Origin of the sequence: Pseudogemmatithrix spongiicola (genome assembly GCF_030623445.1) — a bacterium.
Classification (GTDB): Bacteria; Gemmatimonadota; Gemmatimonadetes; order Gemmatimonadales; family Gemmatimonadaceae; genus Pseudogemmatithrix; species Pseudogemmatithrix spongiicola.
Map to the genome: position 1 here is coordinate 328284 of NZ_CP130613.1, position 14416 is coordinate 342699.

Annotated in this window: 11 protein-coding genes; 4 read left to right on the forward strand and 7 right to left on the reverse strand. The window is 68.8% G+C overall.

The annotated features are described in order from the left end of the window. Positions 1-70 precede the first annotated feature (70 nt). Together Strain318_RS01525 and Strain318_RS01530 are read right to left on the reverse strand one after the other, a co-directional pair. Positions 71-250 (reverse strand): hypothetical protein, encoded by a 180-nt coding sequence (locus Strain318_RS01525; RefSeq protein WP_367886772.1) that lies wholly within the window; start codon positions 248-250, stop codon positions 71-73. 248 nt (positions 251-498) lie between these two features. Beyond that, positions 499-1368 carry an alpha/beta fold hydrolase gene (locus tag Strain318_RS01530; RefSeq protein ID WP_367886773.1) on the reverse strand — a complete coding sequence of 290 codons (870 nt, stop codon included), beginning with the start codon at positions 1366-1368 and terminating at the stop codon, positions 499-501. 95 nt (positions 1369-1463) lie between these two features. Here Strain318_RS01530 and Strain318_RS01535 point away from each other — a divergent pair, with 95 nt between their 5' ends. From Strain318_RS01535 to Strain318_RS01545, 3 genes are read left to right on the forward strand one after another with little or no spacing between them, the layout of a single operon-like run. Further along, entirely contained in the window at positions 1464-1973 is a 510-nt protein-coding gene (locus Strain318_RS01535; RefSeq protein WP_367886774.1) for a DinB family protein, read from the forward strand. Positions 1974-1976: 3 nt separating this feature from the next. After that, complete coding sequence (locus Strain318_RS01540) at positions 1977-4751, forward strand: UPF0182 family membrane protein (protein ID WP_367886775.1); 2775 nt, start codon at positions 1977-1979, stop codon at positions 4749-4751. Then, a complete protein-coding gene (locus Strain318_RS01545; RefSeq protein WP_367886776.1) occupies positions 4751-5347 on the forward strand; it encodes a YdeI/OmpD-associated family protein in 597 nt (198 codons plus the stop codon). The genes Strain318_RS01540 and Strain318_RS01545 overlap by 1 nt, the downstream gene beginning before the upstream one ends. A 32-nt stretch (positions 5348-5379) precedes the next feature. On the opposite strand, the gene Strain318_RS01550 is transcribed toward Strain318_RS01545, so the two are convergent. From Strain318_RS01550 to Strain318_RS01560, 3 genes are all read right to left on the reverse strand, one after another. Beyond that, on the reverse strand, positions 5380-6318 hold the full coding sequence (locus Strain318_RS01550; RefSeq protein WP_367886721.1) for an IS110 family RNA-guided transposase: 939 nt from the start codon (positions 6316-6318) through the stop codon (positions 5380-5382). Between the two features lie 221 nt (positions 6319-6539). Beyond that, positions 6540-7700, reverse strand: coding sequence for an IS30 family transposase (locus tag Strain318_RS01555; RefSeq protein ID WP_437436301.1), 1161 nt, complete (start codon positions 7698-7700; stop codon positions 6540-6542). A 190-nt stretch (positions 7701-7890) separates the two neighbouring features. Beyond that, a complete protein-coding gene (locus tag Strain318_RS01560) occupies positions 7891-11229 on the reverse strand; it encodes a VPS10 domain-containing protein (RefSeq protein ID WP_367886777.1) in 3339 nt (1112 codons plus the stop codon). A gap of 125 nt (positions 11230-11354) precedes the next feature. Between Strain318_RS01560 and Strain318_RS01565 the strand changes: the two genes are divergently transcribed. Next, positions 11355-12302: a PDZ domain-containing protein gene (locus Strain318_RS01565; protein WP_367886778.1), complete on the forward strand. Its 948-nt coding sequence runs from the start codon at positions 11355-11357 to the stop codon at positions 12300-12302. Here Strain318_RS01565 and Strain318_RS01570 read toward each other — a convergent pair. Then, complete coding sequence (locus Strain318_RS01570; RefSeq protein WP_367886779.1) at positions 12280-12855, reverse strand: hypothetical protein; 576 nt, start codon at positions 12853-12855, stop codon at positions 12280-12282. The genes Strain318_RS01565 and Strain318_RS01570 overlap by 23 nt on opposite strands. Then, on the reverse strand, positions 12852-14408 hold the full coding sequence (locus Strain318_RS01575; RefSeq protein ID WP_367886780.1) for a RagB/SusD family nutrient uptake outer membrane protein: 1557 nt from the start codon (positions 14406-14408) through the stop codon (positions 12852-12854). The genes Strain318_RS01570 and Strain318_RS01575 overlap by 4 nt, the downstream gene beginning before the upstream one ends. Positions 14409-14416: the final 8 nt, after the last annotated feature.

Here is a 14416-nt window from a genome sequence, read left to right on the forward strand (position 1 = left end):
GCCGCGCCACAAACACGAAGGCCCGATCTCGCGAGAGACCGGGCCTTCGATGCGTCAGGAACGACGCAGCTTACATCGCCTTCGTGGCGGCCGAATCCGTCTTCGTCGAATCCGTCTTCGTCGAGTCGGTCATCGCAGCGGCAGAATCCGTCGCGGCAGGCGTGGTGGTCTCAGCCGGGGTCGTCTCCTCGGCCTTGGGGGCGCAAGCGGCGAACAGCACAACGGCGGCGAGAAGAGCAAGGCGCTTCATACTTGGTGAATCTCCAGGGAATTGTTGGTGCGGGTACGCGCGACCTGTTCGCGCTCGCCACACTAGGGAGAAGATTACCTATTGAGGGGGTGCCTCGTCAACGCCGTAAGTTGTTTATTAACAGGAGGTTACGGCGAATCGCTGTCAGTCTGACTGAGACTGAAGCTAGTAAGACATTGCCAGACAACAACTTGGGTGACTTTCCCGCCGCGGGTGTGCGCCCCGGACAGTCGCCGCGCGCCCTCGCACTAACGCGGGCTGGCGAGGAACTCCCGCATCTCGCGGTGCAACCACGCTGGCTCATCGAGCATGATGAAGTGATACGCCGTGTCGTGAATGCGCAGGCGCTGTGTGGCGAGCGATGCGTACTGGTTCGCGGCGATGCGTTCGAGGCCTTCGCGCGACTGTCCCATCGTCGCGTAGGCGGCCCACGCGTGGACGTTGAGGACCGGGACGCGCACGCGCGCGAGATCGGCGCGTAGGTCTTCGACGTACATGTCGTGCATGGCGACGGCCATCGTGCCCATGTCGCTGTCACGGCCATGCCGTGCGAGCATCGCGTGCGCGGCCGTATCGCGCGCCATCATCTTGAGCTGCGCGTCCTGCATCCGCATGTAGTTCTCCCGGGCGCCCGGCGACATCATCATGCGGTGCATCTGCGCGGCCATCGGACGCATGGTCTCGCGCGTGGCATTGGGATTCATGAGGGTGCCGAAGAACGGCATGCCGTCGATGTTGACGACGGCGCCGGGCAGGTCGGGATGGTCGGCGGCGATCCAGAGCGCGAGGAAGCCGCCGAGCGAGTGGCCGACGATGACGGGCTTCTCGAGGCGACGCTCGCGGACATACGCGACGATGGCCTCGCGCTGCATGCGGAGCCACCCGGTGTCCGTGGCGATCGGCGGGACGCCGGCGAAGCCGGCCAGCGAGAACACGTGCACCTGGTGGTCCTTGGCGAACTCGGCGGCGGTGGCGCGCCAGACCTCGCCGCTGTTCGTGAGCCCGGGGATGAGGAGCATCGGCGGGCCGTTGCCGACGACGTCGACGCGGAACGGTTCCTGTGCGTGCAGTGCGGGCGTGGCGGCGAGGAGCGCCGCTGTGACGATTGAACGGAACATGCAAGGTCCTGGCAAGAGTTGCCTTTCCCTACGTGGCGGTGCCGCAGAGGTTTTCTTCGCTGTCGCGTGTCGGGTCCACGGGTCATATTTGGTACATGTCCCCTCGCGACCGCCTGCTCGATGCGCTGCGGCGCGCGCACGATGGCCAGCCGTGGCATGGCCCCTCGCGCAGCGAGGTGCTGCGTGACGTGACCGCGCGGGAGGCGTGCTTCCGTGCGGCGCCGGACGCCCATACGATCTGGGAGCTCGTCCTGCACATGCGCAGCTGGACGGAGGAGGTGCTGGCCCGTGCGCGGGGCGCCGTGCCGGACGAGCCCGCTGCCGGCGACTGGCCGCCGATGCTCGATCCGGCCGACGAGACCGCCTGGCGGGCGACACTGCGCTCCTTGGACGCGGCGCACGAAGCGCTGTGGCGGCATGTCGAGACGATGGATGACGCCGCGCGCGCGCAGCGCGTCGCGAACCGACCCGATGACCCGCCGGACAGCGGCATCACGCAGCGCGCGATGATCCGGTCGCTCGCCGAACACGATGTGTACCACACGGGGCAGCTCGCAATCCTCAAGCGGATCGCGCGGTCGGCCCTCTCCTCTCCCCCCAAGTAATCCGTGGCCACGATCAATACCGCCCAGCGCCGATCGAGCATCCTGATCATCGGCGTTCTCCTGCTCCTGCTCGGCATCCCCGCCATCGCCACGGTCTACACCGACTGGCTATGGTTCCAGGAAATCGGCTTCGAGCGCGTGTTCACGTTGCGCATCACGGCGCAGCTGGTCCTCGGCGGCATCGCGCTGCTGCTGGGCTTCGGCCTGCTGTACGGCAACGCTCGCCTGGCGCTGCGCGGGATGGAGCGCAGCGCCGAGAGCATCCGCGTCCTGGCCGCCGGCGGCGTCGAGATGCGGGTGAAGTTCCTCGTCGCGGCGGCGCATCGCCTGGCGCTGCCGGCCACTGCGTTCTTCGCGTTGCTGCTCGGGAGCGGATTGGCGTCGCGCTGGCGCACGCTCATCCAATTCTGGTATCGCACGCCGTTCGGCGATGTGGATCCGATCTTCCAGCGCGACATCTCGTACTACGTGTTCACGCTGCCGGCCGTACAGGTCGCGTTGGACTGGATCTGGGGCGTGGTCTTCGTGTCGTTGCTGTTCGTCTCGCTGCCGATCTACCTCGTGCGCGGCGATGTGGGCGTCCGGCTCGGGCGCTTGAGCATTGCGCCGCAGGCGGAGTGGCATCTTGCCGCACTCGGCGCGCTCTGGCTTGTCCTCTCGGCGCTGCGCACGTGGGTCGTGGGCATGCCCAACCTGCTGTTCGGCACGCACGGGCCGCTGCAGGGCGCGAGCTACACGGACCTCTACGTGCGCATGCCCGGCCTGAAGCTGCTGGCCGTCCTGCTGCTGCTCGGGGCCGTGGCGCTATTGTGGGGCGCGCGCCGCGGCAATCTTGCGCGCGTCGCGGTCGTGGTGGTCGTGGGCAACTTCCTCCTCACGGCACTGGTGAACGGCGTCGTGCCGGGTGTCGTGCAGCGGCTCGTCGTGCAGCCGAACGAATTGGCCAAGGAGACGCCGCAGATCGCCCATCACATCGCGGCCACGCGGCGGGCGTGGGGACTCGATGCGGTCGAGCGGCGCGAGCTCGACGGCGACCAGCAGCTGACGGCGCGCGACATCGCCGCCAACCGCTCGACGATCGACAACGTCCGCCTCTGGGACCGCGAGCCGCTGTTGCAGACCTTCGGGCAGATCCAGTCGATCCGCACGTACTACGACTTCGTCGCCGTGGACGACGACCGCTACATCGTGGACGGGCAGATGCGGCACGTGCTGCTCTCGGCGCGCGAGCTCGACCCGGCATCGCTGCCGACACGGACGTTCGTGAACGAGCACCTGACGTTCACGCACGGCATGGGCCTGACGCTCGGTCCCTCCAACGAGTTCACGGCGCAGGGCCTGCCGGTGCTCTGGATGCAGGACCTGCCGCCGACGTCGACGATCACGCAGCAGGTGGGGCGTCCGCAGATCTACTTCGGCGAGCTCGATCGCACCTGGGTGCTGGCGCCGTCGCGGCAGCGGGAGTTCGACTTCCCCTCGGCGGAAGGAGACGAGGCCGAGTACTCGACGTACGCCGGACGCGCCGGGGTGCCGTTGAGCTCGTATGGGCGCAAGCTGGCGTTCGCGCTGCGCTTCGGATCGATGAACATCCTGTTGTCATCGGACCTCACGGACAGTACGCGCATCCTCTTCAACCAGCAGGTCCGCAAGCGGGCGCAACTGGCGCTGCCGTTCCTCGCCTTCGACAACGACCCGTACCTCGTCGTCACCGACAGCGGGCGGCTCGTGTGGATGCTCGACGCATACACCGCCACTGACCGCTATCCGTATTCGGCACGCACCAGCGACGGGCTCAACTACCTGCGCAACAGCGTAAAGGTGGCGGTGGATGCCTACGACGGCGACATCCGTGCCTGGCTCGTGGACCCGGCCGATCCGATGATCAACACGCTTTCGAAGATCTATCCGGACCTGCTGCGACCGCTGGCCGGCATGCCGGCGGACCTGCGCGCGCACATGCGGTACCCCGAGGACCTGTTCCGCGCGCAGACGGGCTTGTACGCCACGTTCCACATGACGGACCCCGAGACGTTCTATCACCGCGAAGACCAGTGGCAGATCCCCGCCGCGCAGCAAGGCGCGGTGCGCAGCGGCTACGCACGCCACATCGTGATGCGGCTGCCCGGCGAGCGCGACACCGAGTACCTGATGATGCGGCCGTTCACGCCGCGTCAGAAGGACAACCTGGCGGCGTGGATGGTCGCGCGGAACGACGGCGAGCACTACGGCAAGCTGATCTCGTACCGGTTCCCGCGGCAGAGCCTGGTGTTCGGCCCGACGCAGATCGCGAACCGCATCAACCAGGACACCGAAGTCTCGCGGCAGGTCTCGCTGTGGGACCAAGGCGGCTCGGAGGTGATTCGCGGCGAACTGCTGGTGATCCCGATCGAAGCGTCGCTGCTCTACGTACAGCCGCTGTACCTGCGGGCGCAGGGCGGCAAGATTCCCGAGCTCAAGCGCGTGATCGTGGCGCACAACGATCGCGTGGTCATGGAGGAGACGCTGGAGGGCGGGCTGTCGGTGCTCTTCGGCGACGGGACGGGACTCGCCCGCGCTAGCTCGCGTGCCTCGTCGCATGCTGCGGATGCAACGGCGGGCGGAGCGGCGCGCGGCAGCGACACGGCGGCCCGGCCCCTCGATGCCGAGCGTGCCGCACTCATCCAACAGGCGGTCCAGCTGTACGAACGGGCGCGCAACGCACAGCGCAACGACGACTGGGCGACCTACGGCGACGCGATGAAGCGTCTCGGTGAGGTGCTGCAGCGGCTGAGGCAGTGATGTCGCGAGACCCACGCGTCGACTCCTACATCGCCAAGGCCCAGCCCTTCGCCCAGCCGATCATGCACCACCTGCGTGCGGTGGTGCACGAGGCCTGTCCGGAGGTGGAGGAGACGATCAAGTGGGGCATGCCGAGCTTCATGCACCATGGCATACTCGCGGGCATGGCGGCGTTCAAGGCGCATGTGGCCTTTGGCTTCTGGAAGGGCAGGCTGGTGACGGGCGACGCCGCGCGGTCCCGCGAGGCGATGTGGAGCTTCGGGCGTATCACGTCGCTCGACGACCTGCCGAAGAAGCGCCAGCTCCTCGCGATGGTGAAGAAGGCGGCGAAGCTCAACGAGGCCGGTGCCACGGCGCCGCGCACAGTGAAGCATGCAAAGCCAGTGCTGCGCTTGCCGGCGGACCTCGCTACCGCGTTAAAGGCGAAGCCCGCGGCGAAGGCGTTCTATGCCACGCTCCCGCCCTCGGCGAAACGCGATTACGTCGAGTGGATCACCGAGGCCAAACAGCCGGCGACGCGCGCGAAGCGAGTGGCGCAGGCGGTGCAATGGCTTGGCGAGGGGAAGCGGCGGAACTGGAAGTACGAGACGCGCTGAACTGCCTTACCACGAAGTGGCTGTGTTGGAAGTCAAGCGGTGGTGGGCGTCGGTGACGCCTGCCACCGCGTTTGATGTTTGACCATCGCGTTGAGGATGACGAGGAGGCGGCGCATGCACGCGGTCAGGGCGAGCTTCTTCGGCTTGCCGGCGGCGACGAGGCGCCGATACATCGCGCGTACGACGGCGTTGCAGCGGATCGCCGCGAGGGTCGCCATGTAGAGCCCCGTGCGGACGTCGGCGCGGCCGCCGCGGATGCGCCGCACGCCGCGCCAGCGGCCCGACTCCTGCGCGTAGGGCGCCAGCCCGACGAGGGCGGCGATCTCCTTCGCGGACAGCGCGCCGAGCTCCGTGAGGCGCGCGATCAGCAGCCGCGCCGTCTGCGGCCCGATGCCCGGCACGCTCGTGAGGAGCTCCTCCTGCGCGCGCCAGAGCGGCGAGCCCTGGATCCAGCGGTCCGTCTCGTCCTCGAGGGCCCGGAGCGCCCGCTCCAGCGCGCGGATCGTCTGCCGGACGCTCGGCTGCACGCTGCGGCGCGCCACCGCGAGCCGGTTGTGCTCCATCGTCAGCATCTCGACGAGCTGCCGCCGCCGGTCGACGAGCGCCGCGAGCTCCTGCGTCGCCGCGTCGGGCAGCGGCCGCGCGGCCGGGCGCACCGTCGCCGCGAAGCGCGCGAGCAGCGCCGCGTCGAGCCGGTCCGTCTTCGCCAGCTGCCCGACGCTCTCGGCGAAGCGCCGCACCTGCCGCGGATTCACCACCGCGACCGGCACGCCCGCCGCCGCGAGCGCCGCCGTCAGCGGCACGTGGTAGGCGCCCGTCGCCTCCAGCACGACCAGCGTCGGCCCCTGCGCGCCCACGCGCGCCACCGTCGCGGCGATGCCCGCCGCGTCGTTCGCGTGCTGCCACGCCGCGCCCGTCGCGTCCGCGCCGTCCAGCGTGCCCTGGCTCACATCGATCCCGATGTACGTCATCCGTCCCTCGCCGCGTGAGGACCGCGCGCGCCCGGCCTTGCGCCATGCGGGCTCGCGGCCCCAGCGGCTGTTCGGGCGTCCCGCGATCGGTTCGACGACGCTCCCGCTTCGTGACGGGCTCTGCACGCCCCTGGCACGACAATCGAGCTGTCGCCGCCCCGATGACTTACCACCATTCGTGTGAGACATACAAGGCACGAAGACACGAAGAGAGGATGAATTCAAGCAATCAATGCAACAGCTTCGTCGAAGACTTCTGCCGGGGTGCGGAAGTCGAGCGTCTTGCGGGGCCGTCCATTGAGCTGAGCCGCGACGGCATCGAGCTGCCGCTGCGTAACGTTGGCGAGGCTCGTGCCCGTGGGGAAGTACTGCCGCAGGAGGCCGTTCGTGTTCTCGTTGGTGCCGCGCTGCCACGGACTGTACGGATCGCAGAAGTAGACCTGCACGCCGGTGGCGACGGTGAAGCGCTGGTGGTGCGCGAGTTCCTTGCCGCGGTCCCAGGTGAGCGAGCGCGCGACGTGCGCCGGCAGCCGCCGGATCTGGCGGATGAGCGCGGGCACGACGCGGCCCGGCTCCTTGCTCTCGACCTTCACGAGGATCGTGAAGCGCGACGTGCGCTCCACGAGCGTGGCGATGTGCGTGTTGCCGCCGCCGGCGAGGAGGTCGCCCTCCCAGTGGCCGGGCACGGCGCGGTCCTCGACCTCGGCCGGGCGCGCGCTGATGGGAATGGCATCGACGATCTGCCCGCGCCCCTGGCCCTTGCGCGTCGAGGCGCGGGCGCGCCGCACCACGCGTCCCGTGCGCAGGTGCCTCAGCAGTTCCTTCTTGAGCACGCCGCGCGCCTGGACGTACAGCGAGCGGTAGATCGTCTCGTGCGACACGTGCAACTCCGGCTCGTGCGGGTAGGTGCGGCGGAGCCACGCGCTGATCTGCTCCGGTGACCAGCGCAGCTTCAGCTTCGCTGCAATGAGATAGCGCAGGCGCGGCCGGGACGCGAGGCGGCAGGCCTTCGGCCGACGCGCGGACTTCCACGCGACCGCGTCGGCGCGGACGGCCCGATACTTCGTCGGGCCCCCATGACGTGCGACCTCACGACTGATGGTCGATGCGGCACGGCCCAGGGCGCGGCCGATCGCTCGGTAGGATTCGCCGGCGGCGAGCCCGCGCGAGATGCGCTCCCGTTCGTCGAGCGACAGCGCCAACGCCGATCGTGCACGCAGGCGCGGCGAGATGCCCCCTTGCTTGCGAATCACGCCGTGAAGTGCGCCGGGATCCTTGGCGAGGTCGCGGGCGATCTCGCGGACCGAGTCACCGGCGCGATAGCGCGCCCAGAGTTCAGCGCGCTGCTGCCACGTGTAGCCGTGCGGGCTGGGGATGAACATCGCGACAACCTCCATATAGAAGGAACTATGGAAGGTGTTGCATCGACCCTCTGAATCCAGTAGTCATTCCGTGATGTCGACATGTAATGCTTGGGGGTCCGCACCGAATCTTCGGTGCGGACCCCCAAGGACCTTTCGAATGCTTGCCCATCAATTCCTTCGTGACTTCGTGCCTTCGTGGTGAATGCCGTTACATCCGCCGCCCGGGCGTCCACGGCGCGCCCTGCGCCTCGGCCTCGCGCTCGAGGCGGGCGAGGTCGTTGGCGAAGAACGCGTCGAGCGCCTGCTTGATGGCCGGGAACTCCCGCGCGACGATCTCCAGCTGCTGTTGCTGGGTCTGCGTCGGCACGCCGAGTGTCTCGCCGAAGCTGGCGGCGCGGTTCATGCGGCCGAGCAACGACTGCGCGACGGGTTCCGAGTACCGCCCCGGCGTGTTGTCGCCGCTCAACTGCTCGCGGATGCCGCGCAGGCGCGCGATGGCCGCGCGCACGTCGGCGTCCAGCGTGGTCGGCTTGGTGATGCGCTCCACGGCCTGCTGCAGCGCATCGAGCCGCGTGCTCACCTCGGCCATCACCGCGTTGGTACCGAGTACCACGCGCTGGAGCTCCTGCGCGCGGCGCTGATACTGCAGGGCACGTTCGCGGTCCGCGACGGTCACGGGTGCATTCGGCAGCAGCTTGACCTCGAAGGTGCTGGGCTGCGTGATGGCCGTCCGCTGGCCCGCCACGCGCTTGAAGAGCTGTACGCGATACGTGCCGGGGACGACGAAGGGTCCGTTGCCGCCGCGCGGCCCATTGGCGCCGCCGGCAGCTCCGCCACCGCCGCCACCACCGCCGCCGCCCCCGAAGCCGCCCTGCTGCTGAGCGCCGACCGGATTCACGCCGGGCCAGCGCAGGTTCCACACGACGCGGTTGGTTCCCGCCGTGTTGGTCCCGTCGAAGCGCGAGACGACCGCGCCGCTGGCATCGGTAATCTCGACCTCGACCGATGGCGCCTCTTCCTCCTGCTCAGCCTTCAGTGCCTCCCGGCCCGGAAAGGGCACGTCCGCACCCGAGCGATTGAGGCCTTGCTCGCGCTGCTCACGCTGCTGCCGCGCCGAGCGGTACTGGCTGCGCAGGTGGTACGTGATGGCCGCGCCGACCGGCGGGTTGTTGGCGAAGTAATGGCTCGCGCCCTGGAAGCTGACGCCGTTGCCGCCGAGCGGCGAATCCTGCATGAAGAGGTGCGCTGCACGGCTTGGGAGCAGCGCCGCCTCGGCGCGCAGCAGCTCCGGCGTCAGCGCGCGCAGCGCGGAATAGTCGTCGAGGACGAAGATGCCGCGTCCGAAGGTGGCGACGACGAGGTCGTCCATCTCCGGATGGATGGCGATGTCACGGATGGAGATGGGCGGCATACCGCCGCGCATGGCCTGCCAGCGCGCGCCGTCGTCGATCGAGACGAAGAGCCCGAACTCGGTGCCCGCGAAGAGCAGGCCCTTCATCTTCGGGTCCTCTGCGATCACGTGCACGCTGCCGCGCGCGGGGAGGTTGCCGGCGATGGACGTCCAGGTGCGGCCGCGATCGGTGGAACGCAGCACGTAGGGCTTGAAGTCGCCGCGCTGGTAGTTGATGACCGAGGCGTAGACCGTGTTGGCGTCATGGGCCGACGCGACGATGTCGGCGATGTACGAGGTGTCCGGCACGCCGGGTAGGCGATCGATGCGACGCCAGTTGGCGCCGCCGTCCTCGGTCACCTGAATGAGTCCATCATCGGTGCCGGCATAGATGAGGCCTTCCACGCGTGGCGACTCATCGACGGCTGAGAGATTGCCGTAGAAGGCCGTCGACGTATTCCGCGAGACGGCGTCCACGCTCCACACGCGGCCCTGCATCTTGAGTTCGGGCCGCGAGAGGTTGCGCGTCAGGTCCGGCGAGATGGCCGTCCACGAATCGCCGCGGTCGTTCGAGCGCCACAGCCGCTGCGAACCGAAGTAGAGGCGCGTGCGGTTGTGCGGCGAGATGATGAGCGGCGAGTCCCAGTTGAAGCGCGAGGCCGGCTCGCCGGGCGCCGGCTGCGGGACGATGTTCACGCCCTCGCCCGTGCGGCGGTCGAAGCGCGTGAGGCCGCCGTTCTGCGACTCGGCGTAGATGGTGTTCGGATCCGCGGGATCGACGCGGCTCTGGAAGCCGTCGCCGCCGTTGGTGACGAACCAGTCGGAGTTCCGGATACCGTTGTCGTTGTTGGTGCGCGTCGGGCCGCAGAACGAGTAGTTGTCCTGCGTGCCGCCGCAGACGAGGTAGAACGGTGCCTCGCGGCTGATGTCGATCTTGTAGAACTGTGCGAGCGGAAGGTTCGCGAAGAACTTGTACGTGCGGCCGCCGTCAAAGCTCTCGTAGAGGCCACCGTCGGAGCCGATGAGCAGGTGTTCCGGATCGTCGGGATCGGCCCAGAGCGCGTGATTGTCGACGTGCTTGCCGTCCTCGCCGAGCGCGCTGAAGGTGCGGCCAGCGTCGTTGGAGACCTGCGTGCGCACGTCCATGGAGTAGACGCGGTCCGGATTCACCGGATCGACGAAGATCTCTTGGTAGTAGAGACCGATCGTCGCGTAGCTGCCCTGCCGCCGCCAGCTCGCACCGCCATCGTCGGAGCGAAACGTTCCGCCGCGCTGGCCACCAGCTTCCGCAATCGCATACACGACGTGCGGATGCGAGGGCGAACGCGCGAGGCCGATGCGGCCTTCGCCGTTCGGCACGCCGCTGACTTGCTTCCAGGTCTTGCCGCCGTCGGTGGAGCGGTGCAGGCCGCTCTCCGGTCCGCCGGCGAGGTAGCCGAAGAAGTGGCGATGCCGCTGCCAAGTCGAGGCGAGCAGGATGTCTGGGTTGTTGGGGTCCACGAGCACGTCGTTCACTCCGGCCCAACGCGTGCCTTTGAGGATGTTGGTCCAGGTCTCGCCGCCGTCGGTGGTCTTGTAGAGGCCGCGCTCTCCGCCTTCGGAGAACAGCGGGCCCTGCGCGGCGACGTACATCACCTTGGAATCGCGCGGGTCGAAGGCGATGCGTCCGATGTGCTCGGACTCCTTGAGGCCCATGTTCCGCCAGGTGCGGCCGCCGTCCTCGGACTTGTAGATGCCGTTGCCGTAGCTGACCGAGCGCTGCGCGTTGTTCTCGCCGGTGCCGACCCACACGGTGTTCGGATCCTTGGGATCCAGCACGACGGTGCCCACGGAGTACACATCCTGCTGGCTATCGAAGATCGGCGCCCAGGTGGTGCCGGCGTTCTCGGTCTTCCAGACGCCGCCGGAGGCGACCCCGACATACCAGGTCTTCTTGTCGGGCGCGACGGCGATGTCGCCGATGCGGCCGGAGTACGTGGCGGGGCCGATGGCGCGGAAGCGGAAGGCGCTCAGCGCCGAATTGGGCAGGGCGCCGCCGCCGGAGTCGGCCTGTGTGGTATTGGGGCCAGCCGCGGCCGGACGGGCACCGGGACGGCCTTGGGCGGCCAGCGCCAGCGGGAGGGCGAGCAGGAGAGCGAAACTCGAGGACGCGCGCATGGTGGGGCGTGGGGTCGAGGACAGGCACCCGGCCGGGCGCCGGGGACACAGGATTCTACGCCCCGAGGCAACCCTCCGCTGGATGTCGGGTGACCGAAGGGGCGAACCCTTGTTCCAGAGGCCTCATGATGACCCCGACAACCCTCCGTGCCGCCGTCCTGTTCGCGGCGCTTCCCCTCGCGGCCGCCGACGCGCAGCAGGTGCGCGTCTTCTCCGGATCGCCGCGCGAGATCGAAATCATCCGTGGATCCGTGGTGATGGATCGCCCGGTGCTCGGACTCACGCTCGTCGACGACAGCGAGCGTGCCGATACCCTCGGCCTGCGCGTCAGCGACGTGACGCCGGAGTCGCCGGCGCAGAAGGCCGGCCTCAAGGCGGGCGACCGGCTGCAGAGCATCAACGGTACCTCGCTGCGCGCCAATCGTGCCGACGCGGGCGAAGATGACTACGACGGCGTCTTGATGCGCCGGCTGCAGCGCGAGATGGAGAAGGTGAAGGCGGGCGACACCGTGCGCCTGCAGGTGCTGAGCGAGGGCCGCTCGCGCGAGGTCCGCGTGGTGCCGGTGCGCGCCGACGAACTCTACCAGAACGAACGCAGCCTGCTCCGCCGTCGCGTGGCGGATGACCGACCGGTGATCGGCGTGACGACCTCGCCGAGCGGCAATGCGCGTGACACCCTCGGCGTGTTCGTGAGCGCGGTGACCGAGGACGGTCCGGCGGCGAAGGCCGGCATCATCGAAGGCGATCGCATCGCCGCGGTCAACGGCGTCTCGCTGCGCGTGGCGCGCGAGGATGCGGGTGATGCGCAGGTCGCGATGGCGAAGGCGAACCGCCTGCGCAGCGAGCTGGCGAAGGTGGAGAACGGCCAGTCGGTGGAGCTCACGGTCGTCAGCGCTGGCCGCAGCCGCACGGTGCGTGTGACGCCGGTGCTCTCGAGCACGCTGCCGGGCAACGAGGGCGGATTCTTCATGTGGACCACGCCGCCGGTGCCGCCCACCCCGCCGGTGCAGCCGGTCGCGCCGACGGCCCCGACGCGCGGGCGGGTGATGCTCAGGGACGTGCGAGTACTGTGAGCAGTACGCGGCTCGCCCGCGCGGCTTCCTTGGCGCGCGGGATGAGCGCGACCCGGATCGAGACGTCGCGGTCCTCGGTGACGCGGATCGAGTCCACCACCGAGTAGCCGAAGTTGCTGCTGTCGGGCTTGATGGCAGCCGGAAAATCGAAGTTCAGCGCCACCGGACCGGACTCGCCGCGCACGCGCGCCACGAGGAGCTGCCCCGCCTTCATGGGCACGCGGTAGGTGCGTTGGATGTGCGCGCCGGCGGTGAACAGCACCGTCGCGCGCGGACAGGCCGGGTCGAGCTCGATGCGCGTCAGCGGCAGGTCGTTCTCGTCCGGCCGCGCCGAGAGGAGCTCGACGGCCGTATCCGGCAACATCGCGCAGAGTGTGGGGTCTGCGCCGGCCCCCGCCTCGGCCACAATCGTGCGGCGGTCATTGGGCGGGGCGTCCTGCGTCTCGCGCGCGCAGCCGATGACGAGCACTGCACACACGAGCGGGAGGAAGTACCGCGCGGCCGGGGACGAGTGTCCCCGGCCGCGCGTGTGCAACTGGTCCTGCGGACTCACGGCGTCGGCGAGGAGTTGGCTGCGCCGCTGCCGCCCCAGGTGTAGAGGGCTTCGTTCTTCACGCCGAGTTCCTTGGCCGGCACGGGCATCTCGCGCGGCGTCCCGACGAGCAGGCCGTTCGTCGCGCGGCGCCGCACGTAGAACACGGATGCGCCCTGTGAGAGCAGCTCGATCTCGTTCTCGTACATGATCTTGTCGAGCAGTGACGCGGCACCTTCGCCGGCGGTGGCGGCGGAGAGCCCGCCACGCGTCACGCGGGTGCGGTTGATGAGCGTGGCCGCGAGCGTGAGGTTGGTGTTCGCGCGCGCGAGGGCCTCGGCGTGGATCAGGTCATTCTGGGCGCTCATGATGAGCGGAACTGGACCGTAGCCTGAGTAAATCGAGTTCAGGTCCTGAGTACCAGAGGCGTCCCAACGGATGTGGCCGATGTTCGACTGGTGGTACTGGCCGCGCGAGGCGAAGAACGCCTCGTAGCCCGACCAGGCGAAGTCAGTGCCGGCGTTGGCGGTACGTGCCACCGTGCCGTAGTCACCTTCCATGTCCGCGGTACCAAAGGAACCGTCGCCGAGGCGGCGGTCCGGCGAGTTCGGCTGGGCGTTGCCGCCATCGGGATACGGCGTGGCCTGCGTCACCGGGTCGAGCAGGTTGGCGACGCGCGTGTGCACGCGGATGCCAAAGATGTCGTTGGTCCACGACTGCATCATGGGGCAGATCGAGGCGCAGCCGTCGCCGACGAAGACGAAGTCCTGCGTGAGGCCCGCCGCGGCGAACGTGGCGACCTGTGCCCAGTTCACGGAGGCGTTCTCGGCTTCGGTGCGGGGCCAGTAGGCCAACGTCATCGCCGCCACCGTGTTGGCGAGCCGCGCGATGTCGACGTTGGTGTAATCGCCGCCGTCGCCGTGCCAGGCATCGGGCACGGTGAAGGTGTTAGCGGTGGCGATGGCCGCGGCGCTCTGCAGCTTCGCGACGGCCGAGTCGCGGAGCACGGAGCGGTGCACATACGAGAGGGCGCCGAGGTCCGCGTTCTCGTCGATGAAATAGCCCTTGTCGTAGTTCAGGGCGATCTGGCCAAGCGCGGCGCCGAGCATCAGCTCGGCAACGGCCTCGGCGCGCGCCGTGCGGGCCGCATTGCCGATGACAAGGTTGTTGTTGCGAATCGCGACGAGCACGTCCATGGCCGTGGCGGCGACGGAGTAGTAGCCCTCCCAGTACCACTCGATGCTCGTACGGCCGGCGGCGGCCGGGTCGTTCTGCCAGCTGCGTGTGTTGCGCGTGCCGTCGCCGTCGACCGACGAGTAGAAGTTCATGTTGAAGTTGTTCCACGACGCAGTGTGCGAGCGCGCCTGCGTCGTGAGCGGACCGACGGCCTGCAGCCCGTTATACGTGTTGTAGAACGAGATGAGGGTGCCGCCCGCGATCGCTTCGACGGCGTCGGGGTCGGAGAGTGCGCGGCTGGCGTCGGGCGCATTCGGGTTGGTCACATCGAGGGAGTTGCAGCCAAGGGCCAGAAGGGCGCCAAGGGCCACGATCCCCTTGCGAGTCAGGGTGCGCATGGCGCGGA

Bases quoted from the DNA above. Each gene is read 5' to 3' on its own strand.
- Strain318_RS01525 (WP_367886772.1), bottom strand. From the start codon at position 250: ATGAAGCGCCTTGCTCTTCTCGCCGCCGTTGTGCTGTTCGCCGCTTGC.
- Strain318_RS01530 (WP_367886773.1), bottom strand. From the start codon at position 1,368: ATGTTCCGTTCAATCGTCACAGCGGCGCTCCTCGCCGCCACGCCCGCA.
- Strain318_RS01535 (WP_367886774.1), top strand. From the start codon at position 1,464: ATGTCCCCTCGCGACCGCCTGCTCGATGCGCTGCGGCGCGCGCACGAT.
- Strain318_RS01545 (WP_367886776.1), top strand. From the start codon at position 4,751: ATGTCGCGAGACCCACGCGTCGACTCCTACATCGCCAAGGCCCAGCCC.
- Strain318_RS01550 (WP_367886721.1), bottom strand. From the start codon at position 6,318: ATGACGTACATCGGGATCGATGTGAGCCAGGGCACGCTGGACGGCGCG.
- Strain318_RS01555 (WP_437436301.1), bottom strand. From the start codon at position 7,700: ATGTTCATCCCCAGCCCGCACGGCTACACGTGGCAGCAGCGCGCTGAA.
- Strain318_RS01560 (WP_367886777.1), bottom strand. From the start codon at position 11,229: ATGCGCGCGTCCTCGAGTTTCGCTCTCCTGCTCGCCCTCCCGCTGGCG.
- Strain318_RS01565 (WP_367886778.1), top strand. From the start codon at position 11,355: ATGATGACCCCGACAACCCTCCGTGCCGCCGTCCTGTTCGCGGCGCTT.
- Strain318_RS01575 (WP_367886780.1), bottom strand. From the start codon at position 14,408: ATGCGCACCCTGACTCGCAAGGGGATCGTGGCCCTTGGCGCCCTTCTG.